Genomic DNA, 18591 nt, shown 5'->3' with positions numbered 1-18591 from the left:
ACCCTGTGGGAGCGAGCCTGCTCGCGATGAACGATTACTCTGTCCTGCGAATAAACCACAAACGCCGTAAGGCACTTGCCATCGCCCTTACGTTAACGTAAAGATTGCGGCAGGGCGCTGAACTTAAAAAAAGCGCAGGGCGGACCGATCCGGAGCGCTTTGATGACGCTAATAAAAACAACTCCACCCAAGCTGCACCGCGAAGCCCGGCTGGCCCGGGAAAAGCTCCATCTGGAGGGCGAAGTCCCCGATGGCGTGTTGCGCGCGGAAATCGATGCCTCGTGGCGGCGCAGCCTCAGTCACGGCGTGCATTTCAATGGCAAGTACGAACTGGCGCTGGAGTCGGGCGCCAGCCTCGACGTCCTGCTGGCGAGCAATCGCTTGCTGATCGACGCGGCCTTGCCGGCAATCGATTACCTGGCCGAACGCCAAGGCAAGGAAGGCCTGATCATCCTCGCCAATTCCGATGCCACCATTCTCGCCGTCGAAGGTCGCGCCGATCGACTCAAGGGCAGCGGTCTGCAAGACATCACCCTTGGCGCCTGCTGGAGCGAAGCGGCTCGCGGCACCAACGCCCTGGGCACCGCGTTGGTCGAGTCGCGGCCGACGATGATTGATTGCGGCGAACACTACCTTGATCGCTTGACCGATTTTTCCTGCACCTCGGTGCCAATTTATTGCCCTCAGGGCGACATCCTCGGCGTGCTCGATTTGACTCGCGAGGGCCCGCTCGGCCGCGTTCATGACAGCACCGCGTTGTTGTCCATGGCCGTCAGCCAGATCGAAAGCCGCGTGTTCAACGCCAGTTATCCGAACGATATCGTCCTGGCTTTCCACAGTCGTCGGCAATACCTGGAATCGCCTTGGCAGGGCCTGTTGGCGGTGAGCCTTGGCGGGCAGATCCTCGCAGTCAGCGTCCAGGCCTGCCAGTTGCTGCACGCCGAGCGTTCAGCGCTGGTGGGGCGGCGTTGCGAAGAGTTTCTGGGCGTCGACGGCTTGCAACTGCTGTCGCGGCTGCATCAGGGTGGCGTCGGCAGTTTGCAGACCGCCAAAGGTGAATTCTTCTACAAGGCCCTGCGTGCGCCGCAGCGCTCGATCAACGTCAGCACACCGCCGCGCAGCACGGCCAAAACGGTCAAGCCACCACCGGATCTCGAAGCCTTGGCCGGCAGCAATGTGCGTTATGCCCGCGCCCTGCGCATGGCCCGCCAAGGCCTGGCCAATGAGCTGCCGGTGTTGCTGCTGGGTGAAACCGGCACCGGTAAAGAAGTGATTGCCCGTGCCTTGCACATGGCCGGCAGTCGCTGCGACAAACCTTTCGTTGCGGTGAACTGCGCAGCGATTCCAGAAGGCCTGATCGAGTCGGAGCTGTTCGGCTACCGCGAAGGCGCGTTCACCGGATCGCGTCGAGGCGGCATGATCGGTCGCCTGCAACAGGCCCACGGCGGCACCTTGTTCCTCGACGAAATCGGCGACATGCCGCTGGCCTTGCAGGCACGCCTGCTGCGGGTATTGCAGGACCGTAAAGTGGCACCGCTGGGCGCTGGCGAAGAACAAGACATCGACGTCGCGCTGATCTGCGCCACCCACCGCGACCTCAAGCGTCTGGTCGAAGAAAAACACTTTCGCGAAGACCTGTTCTACCGGGTCAACGGCATCAGCGTGATGCTCCCGGCCTTGCGTGAGCGTGAGGATTTCAGTGGCCTGGTCACGCGACTGCTGGCCAAACTCAACGCGCCGGGCGTCCTTCTGCATGACGACTTGAACCGCTTGCTCGGCGGCTATCACTGGCCGGGCAACATCCGCCAACTGGAAATGGTGTTGCGCACCGCGCTGGCCATGCGCGAGCCGGGAGACACGGTGCTGACCCTCGACCACCTGCCCGACAGCATGCTCGACGAATTGTCCGCGACCGAACGGCCATCGTCGGGGAGCATTCGCGAAAACGAACTGGAGTTGATTCGCCAGTCCCTGGACAGCCATCAGGGCAACGTCTCGGCCGCCGCCGATGCCTTGGGCATCAGCCGTGCGACCCTGTATCGCAAGCTCAAACAGTTGCGCTCGTGATGCAGCGCCTGATCGTGCGGCTGATCGACAGCCAGAACCCCGAAGCCCTGCAATCGGCGTTGCGCTGGCTCTACAGCTTTGTGCGACCGCATCGTCTGGCGATTGCCGGGCTGCTCGGGCTGTCGGTCTGCGCTTCGTTGCTGGTGCTGGTGCAACCGTGGCTGACCAAGCTGCTGATCGACGATGGCTTGCTGGCGCGCAACTTTCCGAAGCTGGTGCTGATTGCCGGATTGATGATTGTCGCCGGGCTGCTGGGCACGGCGCTGTCGGGGATCAATCGTTACCTGCACACGCGCTTGTCGGGGCGGATTCTGTTCGCCCTGCGGGACGACCTTTATCGGCATCTGCAAACCCTCTCGCCGAGTTTCTACGGGCAGCGGCGCATCGGTGATTTGATGTCGCGCCTGGATGGTGATGTTGCGGAGATCCAGCGCTTTGCCGTCGACTCGCTGTTCTCGGCGGTGTCGAGCGTGATCGGTCTGGTTTGCGCGGTGGCGATGTTGTTGACCCTGTCGTGGAAACTCTCGCTGCTGGCGTTGGTGCTAATTCCACTCGACGTGCTCTGGCTGCGCTGGATGCGGCGCAAGGTCGAGCGCGATGTGCGGCAGCTGCGCGAGCGTTCGGCGGACATGTCCTCGTTCATGGTCGAGACTTTGCCAGTGATGAAATTCATTCAATCCGCCGGCCAGCAACAGCGTGAATCGCGCCGGCTGGAACGCCTCGGCCAAGGCTACATGAGCCAGTTGTTGCGCCTGCAAGTCACCGAGTTCTTCACTCAGGCCGTGCCGGGCACGCTGACGTCGTTGTCTCGGGCCTGTGCGTTTTTGATCGGTGGTTATTGGGTGGTGCAGGGGACTTGGCAATTGGGCGCCCTGATCGCGTTTTCCACCTACTTGGGGATGGCGGTCGGGCCGGTTCAGAGCTTGCTTGGACTGTACGTCGCGATTCAGCGGATGACAGTCAGCCTCGGTCGCGTGATGGAGTTGCGTGGCGAAGAACCGACTGTCCTCACACCCGTCGAACCCAAGCCGATGCCGGCCTCGGGTGAACTGCGTTTTGACGCCGTGCACTTCGGCCATCCCGGTCGCCCGACGACGTTGCGCGGTATCGAAGCGCGAATCCCCTATGGTTTGAAAGTCGCCCTGAGCGGCGGCTCCGGTGTCGGCAAATCAACCCTGATCGATCTGCTGCAACGCCACCATGATCCTCAATCCGGCCGGGTGTTGCTGGGTGAGGTGGATCTGCGCGAACTGGACCTGTTCCAGTTGCGTCGGCGGATTGCCGTGGTCAGTCAGGACATCGTGTTGTTTCGCGGCAGCCTCGCCGACAACCTTGCTTATGCCGTGCCGGACGCCAGCCGTGAAGCCATTGCCGAAGTCGCACGACTGGCGCAACTGGACAGCCTGATCGAATCCTTGCCCGAGGGCCTCGACAGCCCGCTGGGCGAGCGCGGTCAGCAGTTGTCCGGCGGGCAGAAACAGCGCATCGCCATTGCCCGGGCGCTGCTGCAGGACCCGCTGATTCTGGTGCTGGACGAAGCGACCTCGGCGGTGGATGAAGCCACCGAGCGTGAAGTCATCGAGGCCATCGATCGACTGTTTGCCGGGCGCACGCGGATCCTGATCAGTCATCGCCCTTCAACCCTGGCCGATGCCGATTTGCGCTTTGAGTTGCTCGACGGCGTGCTCACTTCAAAAACGGTGCTGCATGAAGCCTGAGCTGAGGATTGGCGTCGTCGACAGCGGCCATTCGGCGGCGCAACGGGTGCAGGTGATCGCTGGACGGCGGTTCTCATTGCTTGAGGATGGATTGGCCGAAAGCGACTTGCGCGACGATCCGCTGGGCCACGGCAGCGCGGTGATCGAGGCCATCAGTCGGCGGGCGCCTTCGGCCGTTTTTTGTGTGGGGCAGGTGTTCGATCAGCGTGGCGTCACCAGTGCCTTGCAGATCGCCACGGCCATCGACTGGCTAGTGGCTCAAGAGGTGCGGTTGATCAATTTGAGCCTTGGTTTGCGACAAGATCGAAGCCTGCTGCGCGAAGCCTGCGCGGCCGCCGTGGCCCGAGGCATTTTGCTGTGCGCTTCCAGCCCGGCGCAGGGCGAGGGCGTGTTTCCGGCAAATTATCCACAAGTGCTGCGGGTCACTGGCGATGCGCGTTGCGCCGAGCATGAATGGTCGTGGCTCAACAGCGCTCAGGCGGATTTCGCCGCGTGCGTGCACGGGACGTATCCGGGGCAGTCGGGCGCGAGCCTGGGGTGTGCGGCGTTGAGTGGGCATATTGCGGGTTTTCTGGCGGCGCACCCCGACGCGAACAACCAGCACGTCATCGAGTGGTTGCGTGAGCACGCCCGGTATCGCGGCCCCGAACGGCGCGTCGGGCCATGATCGTGATTCTTGGCGCGGGGCCGGCAGGGGCTGCGGTTGCCTTGGGTTTACGAGCGCTGGGTTATGCGGTGACGCTGGTCAGCGAGTGGCGCCGGTTCGCGGCACTCGAAGGCGTGTCGGTCCGTGTGTTGGATGCCTTGCGCGGCGCAGGTCTGCATCAGGCGCTGGCGGACGCAACGTTACCGTCCCAGCGGCAGGTCGCGTGGAACGGCCAGCAGCATGCGCAGAACGTGGAATTTCTGGTGGATCGCCCACGCTTCGACCAAGGCCTGCGCGAGGATCTGCGACGGGCGGGCGTTGAACTCATCGAGGGTCGGGTGCTGAGTGTTCAGGCTTTGGCGGCGGGGCATCGCATCGAGCTGGAAGGGCGCGAAGCGTTGCTGGCGGATTTTCTGGTGGAGGCCCGTGGACGTCAGGCGCCTGCACTCGGCAAAGGCCTGCGTGGGCCGGAGACGGTCAGCCTGCTCAATCGCTGGCAAGGTACGCCGGGCATTACCGCCAGTGCCGTGGAAAGCCTTGAGGACGGCTGGGCCTGGATGGCGCGACGGGCTGATGGGCAGTGTTATTGGCAATGGACCGTGGACGTGGCCAGTGCTCAATTGCCGGGCAAGGCGCAATTGCTCGATTACTGCCGTCAACGACGTCATGGCTCGGCATTGGCGCGTGAGTTTTTCGGTCTGGTGCCGGAAGTCGATCTGCAACTGCATGCGCGCAGCAGTACGGCAATTTTGAGTTCGCAGGTGTGTGGCGATAACTGGATTCGGGTCGGCGATGCGGCGATGGCGGTGGACCCGCTGTCGGGCAACGGCATTTTCCAGTCACTGTCCTCGGCATTGCAGGCGCCGACCGTGATCAACACGTTGTTGCGTAAACCTGAGCGAGCTGCACTGGCGCAGCGCTTTCATCAGGCGCGAGTGGAACAGTTGTTTTGGCGTTTTGCGCGGATCGGGCGGGATTTTTATGCCGATGAGCAGCGCTGGCTGGAGCAGCCGTTCTGGAAGGCACGCCGGCAGTGGCCGGATGCTCAACCGGCGCACGCCGAGCCGGACTTTCAGGCGCTGAGAATCGAGCGGGCACCGGTGTTGAAGGACGGTTATGTGGATGAAAACGACGTGGTGATCACCGCGGATCAGCCGTTGGGAATCTGGCATGTGCAGGGGGTTGAACTGGCGCCGGTGGTGCGGCGCTTACAAACCGAGCCGGCTGAACAGGCGTTGGCCGGGTTGACGGTGGAGCAGGGCAGGATGGTTCGCAGTTGGTTACTGTCACAAGGATTCAAGCCCTGACACAGGCTGATCGTTCCCACGCTCTGCGTGGGAATGCCGCCAGGGACGCTCCGCGTTCCGCTTCGAGATGTGACGCGGAGCGTCACGGGATGCATTCCCACGCAGAGCGTGGGAACGATCTGTGTATTACAACTTGATCAACACCGACTTCAACTCGGTGTAATGCTCAATCGCCGCATACCCCATCTCACGCCCAACCCCGGACATTTTGTAGCCGCCAAACGGCAGTGCCGGGTCCAGGGCGCTGTGGCAATTGACCCATACCGAGCCTGACTTGATCCGCGGAATCATCCGGTGCACCGCCGCCAGGTCATTGGACCAAATGCTTGCCCCCAGTCCATAAGGGCTGTCATTGGCCATGCGCAAGACATCGGCTTCGTCATCAAACGGAATCGCTACCAGCACCGGCCCGAAGATCTCTTCCTGCACCAGCGAATGCTTCTGGTCGACGTCGACAATCACCGTTGGCTTGACGAAAAAACCCGGGCCGAACTGCTCGCCGCCGCACGCGATGGTCGCACCACTTTCCCGGCCCTTTTCGATATAGCCGTAAACCCGTTCCTGCTGACGCGCGGAGATCAGTGGGCCCATCTCGACGCTGGGGTCCAGGCCATTGCCAAGCTTCATGGCGTTGGCAATGTCGGCGATGTCCGCCACCACGTTGTCGAAATGCTTGCGCTGCACATACAGCCGCGACCCTGCGCAGCAGACCTGGCCCTGATTGAAGAAAATCGCGCTGGCGGCACCGGCTGCGGCGGATTTCAGGTCGGCGTCGCCCATGACGATGGTCGGTGATTTGCCACCCAGCTCCAGGGTGACCCGGGTCATGGAGTCCATGGCGATCTTGCCGATCTGCTTGCCCACAGCGGTGGAGCCGGTGAAGGTCAGCTTATCCACCAGCGGATTGTGGGTCAGTGCCGATCCGGCGGTGATGCCAGTGCCGGTGACCACGTTGAACACGCCTTCGGGGTAGCCGGCTTCCAGCACCAGTTCGGCGAGTTTCAGGGCGGTCAGCGGCGTTTCGTCGGCGGGTTTGAGCACCACTGTGCAACCGGTGGCCAGGGCCGGGCCGAGTTTCCAGCAGGCCAGCAGCAGCGGGAAGTTCCAGGCGACGATGGCGCCGACCACGCCCACCGCTTCACGGCGAATGAAGCTGTGGAACTGATCGTTGGGCATCAGCGGCAATGACACTTCAACGCTGGAACCTTCGATCTTGGTCGCCCAACCCGCCATGTAGCGCAGGAAGTCGATGGACAATTGCACATCCATCACTTGGGCCACCGCTGCGCTTTTGCCGTTGTTCAGGCATTCCAGTTGCGCCAGCAGTTCGGCGTCGCGTTCCATCAGGTCGGCGAGTTTCCACAACAGGTTCTGCCGCTCACGGGGGCGAGTGCGGGTCCAGGTGGAATCATCAAAGGCCTGACGGGCAGCAAGCACCGCGCGGTCGACATCTTCCGGTGTGGCCCGTGGCACCACGCACAGCACTTCACCGGTGGCCGGGTTGTGCAGGGGCATGGTCTGGCCGTCGGCGGCCTCGACCCAGTCACCGCCGATAAGCATGCGCGGGACGCGCTGGATGAATGCCGAAGTGGCGGGAAGCAGATAAGGGAGCGTCATGGCGAGGCCTCTTGTTATTCATGAGAACCGGGCTTTCGCAATGGCTGTGCCAAGTGCCAGGAAACGCAGCCCCGCCCTTGGTCGGCGCGGTTTGCGAATACTCAATCGAAACGGCGGGCGCCGGTGGGTTGTTGCAAATTGCGACAACGATGAGACGACGAGCAACCTGTTGCGAACTTGAGACACTGACTATTGGGGACTAGAATTTTGTGGCTCGGTGGATGACGCGACGGACCGTTCATCCGGCCACACATCTGGTGTGAGGGAGGTAGTGATGTTCCTTTCAGCCTTGGAAATTCAAAGCATCATCGAACAAAAAATGCTGCCCGCCGTCTGCACGTGCAGCATGGAGGCAGACCAGTCCCTGACCATACGGGTTTGCGACTGCGTAACGGGAAAAGTGGATCTGGTGGCGACCCACGTGCCCCTGTGGACACTGGACAGCCCTCACGCAATCGCCTCGCTGGTGGCGGATATGCGGCACGAAATAGAAGCCCACAAAGGCATTCATCCAACGTTCATCAGCTGAACCGCCGTCACGCCGCACCACCGAAGTGGTGCGGCGCGAGCCGACGGTTCAGGTGGGAATTTTGCGAGAAAATTCTTCGAATGTGTTGCCATCTACGGCGGCGAGGAGTTTTCTGCCGTCCTTGAGCGTCGCCAGAAAAGTCACTTCGGTCTCCTTGCCCGCCAACATGAAACCGGCAATTGCGCCGATAGGGCCCAGCAACATCGCGCCCGCCACGCCGAAGCCGATGGCATCCTTGATGTTGTTGATCGAATCCTCGTTGGCCACTTCTACACACTTGAACGCTGAGAGCGGGAGGGTGATGCCGGGCCACGGGTGAAGCGACGTCCTGAGGGTGAAAACGCCATCTCTGTACTCTCCATCACCCTGCAGAAAGTCCCCCGCCAGGACAGTGATGCTTGCCATTTTGTTATCCCCTGATTGGCAATCGGTGAACACCCATTTCGCTCCCGCAGGGAATGGCCGTCAATCGTCGACCGATGAACTGTTCCAGTCTGGCCAACTATGCTTTGTCTCAGACTGAAACAAGTGTCGCGATATTAGACGCAGGCGAACTCGCCTGGACGCAAATCGCGACCCTCGTATTGACCTAAAGGCTTGATTTAAAAAGGTATCGGCAAGCTGGCACGCTCCGTGTATTGCTCATCGCAGACGTTTCTCTTGCCTCCGTCAGCGGTGCGCCGCCGACGGTAGAAACCAAAAAAAACGATAAGCCACAAAAATAAGAAAGCACCGTGCGAGGTTCGACGTTGATGAAGAGAAGACTCCGATCAGGCCTGAGTGCCAGTCTGCTGGCCGTGGCCGCTTGTGTAGCGCTGCATTCGCCTTACAGCCTGGCCGCCCGTGACGCCCAGACCATCCTCAAGGAAACCTGTCAGGGCTGTCACACCCCCGAAGCTGATAACGCCCTGAGCCGCATCAGCCACCAACGCAAGACCCCGGAAGGTTGGCTGATGAGCATCGCCCGGATGCAGACCATGCACGGTTTGCAGATCAGCGATGACGACCGCCGAACCCTGGTGAAATACCTGGCCGACACCCAGGGCCTGGCGCCCAGCGAGACAGACGGCGTGCGTTATGCGCTGGAACGTCGACTCAATACCGTCGAGAAGTTTGACGACCAGACCAGCCAGATGTGCGGTCGCTGCCACTCCGGTGCGCGGGTGGCCCTGCAACGCCGTCCGGCCCAGGAATGGGAACGTCTGGTGAACTTCCACCTTGGCCAATGGCCGTCCCTCGAATACCAGGCACTGGCCCGGGATCGCGACTGGTTCGACATTGCCCGCAAGGACATGGTGCCGCTGCTGGCCAAGCGTTATCCGCTGGACAACCCGGCCTGGAAAAAATGGCTCAGTACAGCGCCGAAAGCTGAAACGCTGGTGGGCGGCTGGAGCTTCAGCGGTCACTTGCCCGGCAAGGGTGAACTGGCCGGCGTGATGAGCGTCACGGCCGATGGCAGTGACACATTCAAGGTCAGCGTCAAAGGCCAATACGCCGATGGCAGCCCGTTCAATGGCGATGGCAGCGCGATTCTCTACACCGGCTACGAATGGCGCGGCAACGTGACCATCGATGGCGTGACCATGCGCCAGGTGTTCGCCGCCCAAGGCAATGCCATGCAAGGCCGGATGTTCGAAGCCGAGCATGATGAGCGCGGTCTGGACTTTGTCGCCGCCAAGCAGGGCAGCAGTCGTTTGCTGGCGGTGCAACCGGGTTATCTCAAGGCGGGTGCCGAAACTGAAGTCACGCTTGTCGGCAGCGGTCTCACCGGCAAACCGAACTTCGGGAAAGGTGTGGACGTGGTCGAAGTCGTCGAGCAGAGCCCGCAGCGGATCAGAGTCAAACTCGAGGCTGCGGCCAATGCCCAGCCGGGTCTACGCGCGGTCACCGTCGGCACCCTGAAAGGCCCGACCCTGTCGGTCTACAACTCAATCGCCGAAGTCAAAGTCGTGCCTGCGTTCTCGGTGGCGCGGATCGGCGAGGGCGGTGGTTCGACGCCGAAAGTCCAGGGCCGTTTCGATGCGGAAGCCTGGGGCAAGGGTGCTGATGGCAAACCGTATCGCATCGGTGTGTTCCCGGCGCAATGGAAGGTCGAAGCCTTCGACGACCGCGCCAAGGAAGACGAGGACGTCAAGTTCGCCGGCACCATGCAGGCCGACAGCGGCGTGTTCACTCCAGGGGATGCCGGGCCGAATCCGCAACGCAAAATGTCCACCAACAATGCCGGCAACCTCAAGGTGATTGCCGCCGTCGACGACGCAGGGAAATCCCTGACCGGCGAAGGCCACATGATCGTCACCGTGCAACGCTGGAACAATCCACCCATTCCATGAGTTGGCTGATTCAAAACAAGGCTTCAGACACTTTTCGGAATGACCGCAGGCCCCGTCAAAACGGGGTTTGCACAGGAGGTTGCAATGGGCGCTATTTTGAATCTGGTCGAGCGGAATCTGCACGAAGTGCACGTCGATGCCGACCGCATGCTGTTTCACATCCCCAGCAGTTCGCTGTTCGCCAGCGATGAGCTGACGGGCACCATCATCGATACCTTGCGCGGTCCCGGCTGTACGTCCGAGGACCTGATCCAGCGTCTGGCTTCACGGTTCAACGGTGAGGAAGTCACCGAGACCCTGCGCGAGTTGATGTCCCTGGAGCTGGTCAGCGACGGCTCGCCGCTGACGCCGGACATCGGCACCAAACGGGTCGAGCGTACCGCGATCAATACCGTGGTGCTCAACGTCAACACCGGCTGCAATTTGAGCTGCACCTACTGCTACAAGGAAGACCTCGACAAGCCGTCGGCCGGCAAGAAAATGGACATCGAAACGGCGGTCGCTTCGGTGGAAATGCTGCTGCGCGAGTCGCCGGACGAAGAGCGTTTCACCGTGGTGTTCTTCGGTGGTGAACCGCTGAGCAATCGCAAGCTGATCGAGTACATGGTCGACTATTGCGAGAAGCGTTTCCGCGAGGCGGGCAAGTTCGTCGAGTTCGTCATGACCACCAACGCCACGCTGCTCACCGAAGAGACCGTGGACTACCTCAACGCTCACCGCTTCGGTTTGTCCGTCAGTATCGACGGACCGAAAACCGTGCACGACCGCAACCGCATCACCGTGGGCGGGCAGGGCACGTATGACGTGGTGCGGCGCAAGGCCGAGATGTTGCTGTCGCGCTACAACAGCCGTCCGGTCGGCGCGCGGGTGACCCTGACCACCGGCGTCACTGACGTCGAAACCATCTGGGATCACCTGTTCAACGAACTGGGTTTTGCCGAAGTCGGGTTTGCCCCGGTGACCTCCGGCGACATCAGCACCTTCAACCTCTCCAGCGACGAGCTGATCGAAGTCTTCGCCAACATGAAGAAGCTCGGTCGACGTTATCTGGAGGCGGCGCTGGAGCACCGCAACATCGGTTTCTCCAACCTGCACCAGTTGATCACCGACATCCACGAAGGCCATAAAAAAGCCCTGCCGTGCGGCGCGGGCCTGAAAATGCTGGCGGTGGATTACAAGGGCGAACTGAACCTGTGCCACCGCTTCACCGGATCGAGCCTGCCGACCTTCGGCAACGTCCACACCGCCGTGAAGCAAGTGGAGTTGAACGACTTCCTGTCCCAACGCCTGGACCGCACCAACACCGGCTGCGAAGACTGCCAGATCCGCAATCTCTGCTCCGGCGGCTGCTACCACGAGAGCTACGCCCGTTACGGCGACCCGACCCATCCGACCTATCACTACTGCGAACTGATGCGTGACTGGGTCGACTTCGGCATCGAGGTCTACACCCGGATCATGGCCCACAACCCTGCGTTTATCAGCAGCTACATCACTCCGCGCAAGGCTCACTGATATGAAACATCTCAAGGCAATCAATAATAAAGCGCTGAAACTCGATGAGGCCGCGGCCGAAAACCGCATTGAAGAAGTGGTGGCGATGAGTTCCGTCGCCGGCTGCGCCTCGACCACCGACCCGGGTTGGGAGATCGACGCCTTTGGCGGTGTGTCGTCGCTCTGCCAGCCGATGGAAGCCGACCTGTATGGCTGCTCCGATCCGTGCTGGTGGCCGGCCCAGGTGCCGGACATGATGAGCACCTACCCGGACTGGAACAAGGATGCCCAGGCGTCCAACGAAAACTGGCGCAACCTCGGGACTGTCTTTCCAAAAGACAAGTGATCGGACAGAGAAGAAGGATTCCAGCATGCATCGCATCAAAGCCTGCGGCCTGGCCGCATTTGCCGTCCTGAGCGTCTGTTCGTTCAACGTTCTGGCCGATGAAAACACTGCGCTACAAGATGGTCACGAGTACATGTTGACCACCAATTACCCGAACAACCTGCACGTCATCGATCTGGCGACCGACACCGTATTCAAGACTTGCAAGATGCCGGACGCCTTCGGGCCCGGCACCATCCAGTTGTCGCCGGACCGCAAGACTGCTTACGTGTTGAACAACCACTACGCCGATGTCTACGGCGTCGAGCTGGACAGCTGCAAGCAGGTATTCCACGCCAGTATCACGCAGAAGCCTGGGGAGAAAGCGAAGTCGATGTTCGCCTTTACCCTCAGCCATGACGGCAAGGAGCTGTTCACCGTCGCCAACCCGACGTTGATGCTCAATGACCGTTATGAAGTGCAACAACCACGGCTCGATGTGTACGCCACCGATGCCGGCATGGACGCCAAACCCGTGCGCAGTTTCCCGGCGCCACGGCAATTGACCATCATGCAAAGCGGTGATGACGGCACGCTGTACGTGGCCGGGGCGGATGTCTACAAGGTCGACGTGAAAACCGGCAAGTTCGACGTGCTGATCCCCAGCCGTCACTGGAAACGCCCGAACTACGCCGCGCCGGACGTGCTCTACGTGTGGAACCAGCAGACCTATCGCCATGACTTCTCGCTGCTCTACACCACCGCGAAATTCAAGGACAAGAAGCAGGATCCATTGACCGCCGAGTACCTGTACGGGCTGTTCAGCATTGACCTGAAAACCGGCAAGACCGAAACCACCGACTTCGGCCCCCTGACGGAAATCTATTTCAGCGGCATGCGCTCACCCAAGGACCCGAACCTGATGTACGGCGTGCTCAACCGTCTGGCCAAGTACGACATCAAGGAGAAGAAAATGCTGCAGTCCGCGACGCTGGATCATTCCTACTACTGCATTTCCTTCAACAAGGACGGCAGCAAGATCTACCTGGCGGGGACGTTCAATGACGTGGCGATCTTTGATGCCGACAGCCTGAAGCAGATCGGCAGCATCAAGATGCCGGGTGGCGATATGGCGATTACCACGGCGCAGATTTTTGTCCGGTAATTGCAGAGCCTGAACTGACGCCATCGTCAGATCGCTGCCTGGTTCGGGCGGCGATCCGACGATGAGGCCCTCAACGTCACTAGAGCATCAAGCCCCAGGCACCGGGCAACTCAAATCCCCCTCCTGACATTTCAGGTAATTCCTGAAAGTCTGCACCCGTGCCTTGGTCAGCTCGGTGACACAGTTGCTGTAGATCAGCGGATAAGCACTCCCGCCCTCGACCCCGGCGCTCGAGAACTTGCACTCGGCATCCCGAAACGCAACCCATGAACGCTGCGCGCCAACCAGCAGCTTCTTGCTGTCCGGAGTGCTCTTCAAGCGGTTGGTAATCTGCTGGTAAAGCGCATTCAACTCCTTGTCCGCCGCCTTGTTCTGCTGCGCCGCACACTGGTTCATCGTGGCCTGATCAGTGGCGTTGTCGCAGTCTGCGGCATGGACGACGCTGGCAAGCAGCAATGGCGTCAGCGCCAGAAGGAAGCGTGGGTGCATGGAGAGGCTCGCTGTGACATGGGAAGTTGGGCGCATTGTAGCGCCCTGGAATATCCGGGAATCTACACCTGCCATTCGGGGTATTTTTGAATCGATTGATATTCAAGCCACGGCACGTCATGTGAAGTCCAGATATGGGCTTGAGGCGTCATGCCCGGATCATCATCCAGCGTCGCCACACGAATGATGACGTGAGGCTGGGCCAGGCGCTCCGCCATCAAGTGTGAGCCGCAGACCGAACAGAAATGCCGCAGCTTGCCCGGCGAGGATTCATAGCTGTTCAGCAGATGCTGGCCCTTGATCCAGCGAAAATGTTCGCGCATCACCCCGGCTGTTGATGCAAATGCTGCTGAGTGTGCTTTCCGGCAGGCTTGGCAATGGCAGTGGCTGATGGGCATGTCGAGGTTGTCGAGTTCGTACTCGATGGCTTTGCATAAACAGCTGCCATGCAGGCTTTTCATCGCGTGGATCCTGTCCAGTGAGTCTTGTTTGTATAAATGAAGGCGCTGTGCACGTTAGCAGTTTCAGTGATTGAACGACGTTCCACGCCAGAACTTAGCATCAAAAATGCGGCCGAATATTACAGGCACGCTTGATAACAACTCTGCGTTGATACAACTTTAAGGTTGGTCTTGTGGTCTTACAGGCCTACTGTTCAGTACAGGAGGTGGCTTATGAACCCTGCATCAGATCGCATTGAAAGGAAGATTTTGCTCAAAGTGCCGCGTTCGAAGGTATGGCGCGTGCTGGCCAATGCCGAGGCCTTTGGGCAGTGGTTTGGCGTTTCGCTGGAGGGCAAGCGTTTTGTTTCCGGTGAATGGACCCAGGGGCAGATCACGTACCCCGGCTATGAGCATTTGTTGTGGAATGTGTTGGTGGAGCGGGTCGAGCCGGAGCGGGTGTTTTCCTTCCGCTGGCACCCCTATGCGGTGGAGCCGGAAGTCGATTATTCCCAGGAACCCACTACCTTGGTGAAGTTCGAGCTTACAGACATGAACGATGGCACCTTGCTGACGGTTACCGAATCCGGTTTCGATCACATCCCGCAACACCGCAGGCTCAAGGCATTCCGCATGGACAGCCGTGGATGGGATGAGCAGATGAACAATATCGAAGAGTTTCTCAAGACCAGCGCCAAGACCCGCGAGCGTCAGGAAGAGTGATGGCGGTGGCAATGGATTGGCGTTTGCCCTGGCTGCGAAAAGTCCGCTACAGGCCGCGGAAAACCGGGGCTTGGCTGCTTGATCCCTTAGGCGTCTAAGGGTTTACGGAAGGGTGGCTATAGCGAATGTCTTACGCGCGATGGTAGCTATGTCGTCTATTGCACATTGGATCCGAAGCGTAATCTAGCCTCATCAACTGAAGCACAGGAAGTGCTCCAGGATCATGGATGATCGACCATTAGCAAGGATTCGCTGCCGACAGGGAGTCGACATGGTCTTGGGAAACCCGCTTCGGCGGGTTTTTTTTCGTCTGCTGAAAACCTACAGTCTCCTGCCACTGCCTTCGACAGCTTCAGCAGCGCCGATTTGTGACGTCAGTGGTCAAACGCTTACACCCGCTGACGGGTATGTCGTCTTTTTAAGCTTCACCGATGCCGTTACTCTGGATCCATCAACTGAAGCACAGGGAGTGCTCAGGATCAGGGATGATCGACCATTGGCCAGGATGGCTGCCGACAGGATGTCGAAAATGGTCTTGAGAAACCCGCCTAGGCGGGTTTTTTTTCGCCTGTGAAAAAGTACGACTTACAGCCTGGCTGCTGCTCGCTCGGTGATCTGCGTCCGTTGCTGGAGCGATGGTGCCGCACGGCGTTGCGCTTCTGCCAGGACGCTCGGCGGCGCTGTGTCAGGGCTGCCTGACTGGAACGGTGGTGCCGGCGCGTATTCCAGCTGCAACTGCACCAGCTCGGCCGTGTCCTTATCGAACAATTCGGCCGCCAGGGTCAGGGCAAAGTCGATCCCTGCGGTAATCCCGCCGCCAGTCAGCAGATTGCCATCGCGCACCACCCGATCCTTCACCGGGATCGCCCCCAACGGCGCCAACAGTTCGTGATAAGCCCAGTGAGTGGTCGCGCGTTTACCCTTGAGCAGACCTGCCGCACCGAGCACCAGCGCCCCGGTGCAAACCGACGTGACGTACCGTGCATTCGCGGCCTGGGCCTTGATAAAGGCCAGCGTCTGCTGATCTTCCATCAACGGTCCGACGCCGCTGCCACCGGGGATGCAGATCACATCCAGCGCCGGGCAATCGTCGAAGGTCGTGGTCGGTTTCAGCACCAGCCCCGTGCTCGCGGTGACCGGCACCAGGTCCTTCCAGATCAGATGCACCTTCACGTCCGGCAGTGAAGCCAGCACGTCGTAGGGGCCAGTGAGGTCCAGTTGTTGAACCTGTGGAAACAACAGAAAACCGATCTGCAACGTCATGGCGTTTTTCTCATGAAGTGGGGTGGACGACTTCACTTTAGGCTCGTAGGATCTGGCGCATACGCCAATCACCCCACGAATTACGCCAATCATGCCGAAAACCATTCATGTGCTCGCGTTCGCCAATGTGCAATTGCTGGATGTCACCGGGCCGTTGCAGGTGTTCGCCTCGGCCAACGACATCGCCCGCCAGCACGGTGTGCCGCCGCCCTATGCACCGACAGTGATTGCCAGTGGCGGCGGGGCGGTGATGTCGTCGGCGGGGTTGGCGCTGCTGGCCGAACCGTTGCCCGAGCAAGGCAGCGACACCCTGATCATCGCGGGCGGCTGGGGCGTGTATGCCGCAGCGGAAGACGCACCGTTGGTAGCGTGGGTGCGAGAACACGCGAAGGCTTGTCGGCGGGTTTCGTCAGTCTGCACCGGGGCCTTTTTGCTGGCGGCGAGTGGCTGGCTCGACGGTCGGCGCGTCGTCACCCACTGGACCCGCTGCGAGCAGTTGGCGCAGAAGCATCCGCAACTGCAAGTCGAACCCAATCCCATATTTATCAACGACGGCCCGGTATGGACCTCGGCCGGGGTCACCGCGGGCATCGACCTGGCGTTGGCGATGGTCGAAGAAGACCTCGGCCGCACGATGGCCCTGGAAGTCGCGCGACAATTGGTGGTTTTTCTCAAGCGGCCGGGTGGCCAGTCGCAGTTCAGCGTGACCTTGTCCCTGCAAAAGGAAGGCAGTCGGTTCGACGAGCTTCACGCCTGGATCAGCGAAAATCTGACCAAAGACCTCGGCATTCCGACCCTGGCGCTGCAGGCGGGCATGAGCGAACGCAGTTTCGTGCGTCACTATCGCGCAGACACGGGCCAGACCCCGGCCCGGGCCATTGAACTGATCCGTGTAGAGACAGCGCGCCGTTTACTCAGCGACACCGGCGTGCCGATCAAACGCATCGCCGTGCAATGCGGATTCGGCAGCGAAGAGACGTTACGCCGCAGTTTCCTGCGCGGGATGGGCGTGACGCCACAAGCCTACCGCGAGCGGTTTTCCGTCAGCCCTTCAGCAGATCCAGTAATGCCTTGAGCGTCGCTTCAGGCGCTTCTTCGGGGATGTCATGCCCCACGCCCGCCAGCACTCTTCGCTCATAGCGCCCGGTGAAATGCTCGGCGTCTTCGTCTATTTCAGGCGCCGGGCCAACCCCGTCGTCGGCGCCACACAATGAGATCGTCGGTACGCGGATGGCCGGTTGTCGGGTCAATGCCTCTTCCATCCACTCCAGCGCCGGGTCGCCGGGCGCGTACATGAACCGGTGGCGATAGGAGTGAATCACCACGTCGACGAAGTCCGGATTTTCAAAGGCCGGGGCACTCAACGGATATAACCCGGGGCCGTTGCCCCAGGTGGGTGACCACAATTTCCAGAGCAGCTCACACAAGGCACGACGATTGTTCGTCAGGCCTTCGACCCCGCGCGGGGTGTGGAAGTAGTACTGATACCAGAGGCGATGCTCGGTTTGCGGGTCCAGCGGTCGCACCGAATTCGGGATGTCCTGAAGGTTGTAACCGTCGCCAGTCACCAGGCAACGAACCCGTTCCGGCCACAACGCCGCCACAATGCACGCCGCCCGACCGCCCCAGTCGTAACCGCACAGCGCGGCCTGCGCGATGGCGAGCGCGTCCATCAGGTCGAGCAAATCCTGGGCGAGCGCGGCTTGCTGGCCGGAGCGCAGGGTTTCGGGGCTGTTGAAGCGGGTCGGGCCGTAACCGCGCAGGTACGGGACGATGACGCGGTAGCCCTCGGCGGCGAGCGCTGGAGCGATTTCATCGTAGGCACGTGGGGAGTAGGGGAAGCCATGGAGAAGGATCACGGGTTCGCCGGTGGTCGGGCCGTGTTCTTCGTAGGCGAGCATCAGACTCGCGGTTTTGGCGAAATGCACCTGCGTGTCGTTGTTCATTTAACCCTCCCGCGTGACTGTTTCGGGCCGCTGCCTAGGCTTCGGTTTCCGCCACCTGATTGAAGTACTTCGACCGGTCCGGCGTAAACGTCACCACCATCCGGGTCCGTGAACAGGTCAGCGCGCGCTCGTTATCCAGATCAACATCCAGATCTTCCCCGCGCAAACCCTGCCACTGTGCGAGGTATTTGAGGGATCCGTACTTTTCGAGTTTCTTCAGGCTGCGGCTGACGCCACCTTTCCATCCCAGTACCGGCAGCTCGCCGGCAAGACAACGTTGGGAGAGGTCGGGGAATCGGGCGGCACGTTGGCGGCCGATTTCCCAGCATTTGATCAGGCCTTTGTCGGGGCCTTCCCACAATTCATCGCGGTTCAGGCCTGAACGCAGGGGGGAGTCGATGGGGCGGTGGATGCGTTGAGTCATTCTGGTTCCTTGAATTCGGGTTTTGTTGGACAGCTCCGCTGTACCCGTTGACCGTCGATGGTAGGTGGGGTTGTAACAGCTGGCAACAAGGTATTTCCGGGTGTA

The 18591-nt window shown here is 60.6% G+C and carries 18 protein-coding genes; 11 read left to right on the top strand and 7 right to left on the bottom strand.

All coding sequences use genetic code 11. The features are described from left to right. Nucleotides 1-162 precede the first annotated feature (162 nt). The 4 genes from K5K95_RS32195 to K5K95_RS32180 are packed head-to-tail and all read left to right on the top strand — an operon-like array spanning nucleotide 163 to nucleotide 5738. Nucleotides 163-2067, top strand: a complete 1905-nt coding sequence (locus K5K95_RS32195) for a sigma-54-dependent Fis family transcriptional regulator (protein WP_222587800.1) — start codon at nucleotides 163-165, stop codon at nucleotides 2065-2067. Next, complete coding sequence (locus tag K5K95_RS32190; protein ID WP_222587799.1) at nucleotides 2067-3785, top strand: ABC transporter ATP-binding protein; 1719 nt, start codon at nucleotides 2067-2069, stop codon at nucleotides 3783-3785. Before K5K95_RS32195 ends, K5K95_RS32190 begins: the two co-directional genes overlap by 1 nt. Further along, on the top strand, nucleotides 3775-4452 hold the full coding sequence (locus K5K95_RS32185) for a S8 family serine peptidase (RefSeq protein ID WP_222587798.1): 678 nt from the start codon (nucleotides 3775-3777) through the stop codon (nucleotides 4450-4452). Before K5K95_RS32190 ends, K5K95_RS32185 begins: the two co-directional genes overlap by 11 nt. Next, nucleotides 4449-5738: a lycopene cyclase family protein gene (locus K5K95_RS32180; RefSeq protein ID WP_222587797.1), complete on the top strand. Its 1290-nt coding sequence runs from the start codon at nucleotides 4449-4451 to the stop codon at nucleotides 5736-5738. Before K5K95_RS32185 ends, K5K95_RS32180 begins: the two co-directional genes overlap by 4 nt. Before the next feature lie 126 nt (nucleotides 5739-5864). Here the strand turns inward: K5K95_RS32180 and K5K95_RS32175 are convergent, their stop codons facing one another. Beyond that, complete coding sequence (locus K5K95_RS32175) at nucleotides 5865-7355, bottom strand: aldehyde dehydrogenase family protein (RefSeq protein WP_222587796.1); 1491 nt, start codon at nucleotides 7353-7355, stop codon at nucleotides 5865-5867. A gap of 274 nt (nucleotides 7356-7629) precedes the next feature. On the opposite strand from K5K95_RS32175, the gene K5K95_RS32170 reads away from it, so the two are divergent. Then, on the top strand, nucleotides 7630-7884 hold the full coding sequence (locus tag K5K95_RS32170) for a DUF1652 domain-containing protein (RefSeq protein WP_222587795.1): 255 nt from the start codon (nucleotides 7630-7632) through the stop codon (nucleotides 7882-7884). Between the two features lie 48 nt (nucleotides 7885-7932). On the opposite strand, the gene K5K95_RS32165 is transcribed toward K5K95_RS32170, so the two are convergent. After that, nucleotides 7933-8289, bottom strand: coding sequence for a hypothetical protein (locus K5K95_RS32165; RefSeq protein ID WP_222587794.1), 357 nt, complete (start codon nucleotides 8287-8289; stop codon nucleotides 7933-7935). A gap of 347 nt (nucleotides 8290-8636) precedes the next feature. Here K5K95_RS32165 and peaA point away from each other — a divergent pair, with 347 nt between their 5' ends. The 4 genes from peaA to peaD all read left to right on the top strand — a co-directional run bounded on the left by peaA (nucleotide 8637) and on the right by peaD (nucleotide 13201). Beyond that, a complete protein-coding gene (gene peaA / locus K5K95_RS32160) occupies nucleotides 8637-10217 on the top strand; it encodes a quinohemoprotein amine dehydrogenase subunit alpha (protein WP_222587793.1) in 1581 nt (526 codons plus the stop codon). Between the two features lie 84 nt (nucleotides 10218-10301). Then, nucleotides 10302-11732 carry a quinohemoprotein amine dehydrogenase maturation protein gene (gene peaB, locus K5K95_RS32155; protein ID WP_222587792.1) on the top strand — a complete coding sequence of 477 codons (1431 nt, stop codon included), beginning with the start codon at nucleotides 10302-10304 and terminating at the stop codon, nucleotides 11730-11732. Nucleotide 11733: 1 nt separating this feature from the next. Further along, entirely contained in the window at nucleotides 11734-12057 is a 324-nt protein-coding gene (gene qhpC, locus K5K95_RS32150; protein ID WP_008145336.1) for a quinohemoprotein amine dehydrogenase subunit gamma, read from the top strand. A 25-nt stretch (nucleotides 12058-12082) separates the two neighbouring features. Then, the gene (peaD, locus tag K5K95_RS32145; protein WP_222587791.1) at nucleotides 12083-13201 is read left to right on the top strand and encodes a quinohemoprotein amine dehydrogenase subunit beta; all 1119 of its coding nucleotides are present in this window, start codon (nucleotides 12083-12085) and stop codon (nucleotides 13199-13201) included. Nucleotides 13202-13288: 87 nt separating this feature from the next. Here peaD and K5K95_RS32140 read toward each other — a convergent pair whose 3' ends face one another. Beyond that, nucleotides 13289-13690, bottom strand: coding sequence for a lysozyme inhibitor LprI family protein (locus K5K95_RS32140; RefSeq protein WP_222587790.1), 402 nt, complete (start codon nucleotides 13688-13690; stop codon nucleotides 13289-13291). 62 nt (nucleotides 13691-13752) lie between these two features. Further along, nucleotides 13753-14151 (bottom strand): GFA family protein, encoded by a 399-nt coding sequence (locus K5K95_RS32135; protein ID WP_222587789.1) that lies wholly within the window; start codon nucleotides 14149-14151, stop codon nucleotides 13753-13755. A gap of 213 nt (nucleotides 14152-14364) precedes the next feature. Between K5K95_RS32135 and K5K95_RS32130 the strand changes: the two genes are divergently transcribed. Next, a complete protein-coding gene (locus K5K95_RS32130) occupies nucleotides 14365-14853 on the top strand; it encodes an SRPBCC family protein (protein ID WP_222587788.1) in 489 nt (162 codons plus the stop codon). Between the two features lie 585 nt (nucleotides 14854-15438). Here K5K95_RS32130 and inhA read toward each other — a convergent pair. Beyond that, the gene (inhA, locus tag K5K95_RS32125) at nucleotides 15439-16116 is read right to left on the bottom strand and encodes an isonitrile hydratase (RefSeq protein ID WP_222590492.1); all 678 of its coding nucleotides are present in this window, start codon (nucleotides 16114-16116) and stop codon (nucleotides 15439-15441) included. Nucleotides 16117-16207: 91 nt separating this feature from the next. On the opposite strand from inhA, the gene K5K95_RS32120 reads away from it, so the two are divergent. Next, the gene (locus tag K5K95_RS32120) at nucleotides 16208-17191 is read left to right on the top strand and encodes a GlxA family transcriptional regulator (protein WP_222587787.1); all 984 of its coding nucleotides are present in this window, start codon (nucleotides 16208-16210) and stop codon (nucleotides 17189-17191) included. Here K5K95_RS32120 and K5K95_RS32115 read toward each other — a convergent pair. After that, nucleotides 17160-18062 (bottom strand): alpha/beta fold hydrolase, encoded by a 903-nt coding sequence (locus K5K95_RS32115; protein WP_222587786.1) that lies wholly within the window; start codon nucleotides 18060-18062, stop codon nucleotides 17160-17162. The genes K5K95_RS32120 and K5K95_RS32115 overlap by 32 nt on opposite strands. 34 nt (nucleotides 18063-18096) lie before the next feature. Further along, the gene (locus K5K95_RS32110) at nucleotides 18097-18486 is read right to left on the bottom strand and encodes a hypothetical protein (RefSeq protein WP_222587785.1); all 390 of its coding nucleotides are present in this window, start codon (nucleotides 18484-18486) and stop codon (nucleotides 18097-18099) included. Nucleotides 18487-18591: the final 105 nt, after the last annotated feature.

It is taken from the genome of Pseudomonas sp. DR48, from assembly GCF_019823085.1.
Taxonomy (GTDB): domain Bacteria; phylum Pseudomonadota; class Gammaproteobacteria; order Pseudomonadales; family Pseudomonadaceae; genus Aquipseudomonas.
This window is presented reverse-complemented; position numbering and strand designations above follow the sequence as displayed.

Excerpts from the sequence above, each read along its gene's own strand:
- K5K95_RS32195 (WP_222587800.1), top strand. The coding sequence starts at position 163 with ATGACGCTAATAAAAACAACTCCACCCAAGCTGCACCGCGAAGCCCGG.
- inhA (WP_222590492.1), bottom strand. The coding sequence starts at position 16,116 with ATGACGTTGCAGATCGGTTTTCTGTTGTTTCCACAGGTTCAACAACTG.
- peaB (WP_222587792.1), top strand. The coding sequence starts at position 10,302 with ATGGGCGCTATTTTGAATCTGGTCGAGCGGAATCTGCACGAAGTGCAC.
- K5K95_RS32165 (WP_222587794.1), bottom strand. The coding sequence starts at position 8,289 with ATGGCAAGCATCACTGTCCTGGCGGGGGACTTTCTGCAGGGTGATGGA.
- K5K95_RS32140 (WP_222587790.1), bottom strand. The coding sequence starts at position 13,690 with ATGCACCCACGCTTCCTTCTGGCGCTGACGCCATTGCTGCTTGCCAGC.
- K5K95_RS32115 (WP_222587786.1), bottom strand. The coding sequence starts at position 18,062 with ATGAACAACGACACGCAGGTGCATTTCGCCAAAACCGCGAGTCTGATG.
- K5K95_RS32185 (WP_222587798.1), top strand. The coding sequence starts at position 3,775 with ATGAAGCCTGAGCTGAGGATTGGCGTCGTCGACAGCGGCCATTCGGCG.
- qhpC (WP_008145336.1), top strand. The coding sequence starts at position 11,734 with ATGAAACATCTCAAGGCAATCAATAATAAAGCGCTGAAACTCGATGAG.
- K5K95_RS32110 (WP_222587785.1), bottom strand. The coding sequence starts at position 18,486 with ATGACTCAACGCATCCACCGCCCCATCGACTCCCCCCTGCGTTCAGGC.
- K5K95_RS32120 (WP_222587787.1), top strand. The coding sequence starts at position 16,208 with ATGCCGAAAACCATTCATGTGCTCGCGTTCGCCAATGTGCAATTGCTG.
- K5K95_RS32190 (WP_222587799.1), top strand. The coding sequence starts at position 2,067 with ATGCAGCGCCTGATCGTGCGGCTGATCGACAGCCAGAACCCCGAAGCC.
- K5K95_RS32170 (WP_222587795.1), top strand. The coding sequence starts at position 7,630 with ATGTTCCTTTCAGCCTTGGAAATTCAAAGCATCATCGAACAAAAAATG.
- peaD (WP_222587791.1), top strand. The coding sequence starts at position 12,083 with ATGCATCGCATCAAAGCCTGCGGCCTGGCCGCATTTGCCGTCCTGAGC.
- K5K95_RS32175 (WP_222587796.1), bottom strand. The coding sequence starts at position 7,355 with ATGACGCTCCCTTATCTGCTTCCCGCCACTTCGGCATTCATCCAGCGC.
- K5K95_RS32130 (WP_222587788.1), top strand. The coding sequence starts at position 14,365 with ATGAACCCTGCATCAGATCGCATTGAAAGGAAGATTTTGCTCAAAGTG.
- peaA (WP_222587793.1), top strand. The coding sequence starts at position 8,637 with ATGAAGAGAAGACTCCGATCAGGCCTGAGTGCCAGTCTGCTGGCCGTG.
- K5K95_RS32135 (WP_222587789.1), bottom strand. The coding sequence starts at position 14,151 with ATGAAAAGCCTGCATGGCAGCTGTTTATGCAAAGCCATCGAGTACGAA.
- K5K95_RS32180 (WP_222587797.1), top strand. The coding sequence starts at position 4,449 with ATGATCGTGATTCTTGGCGCGGGGCCGGCAGGGGCTGCGGTTGCCTTG.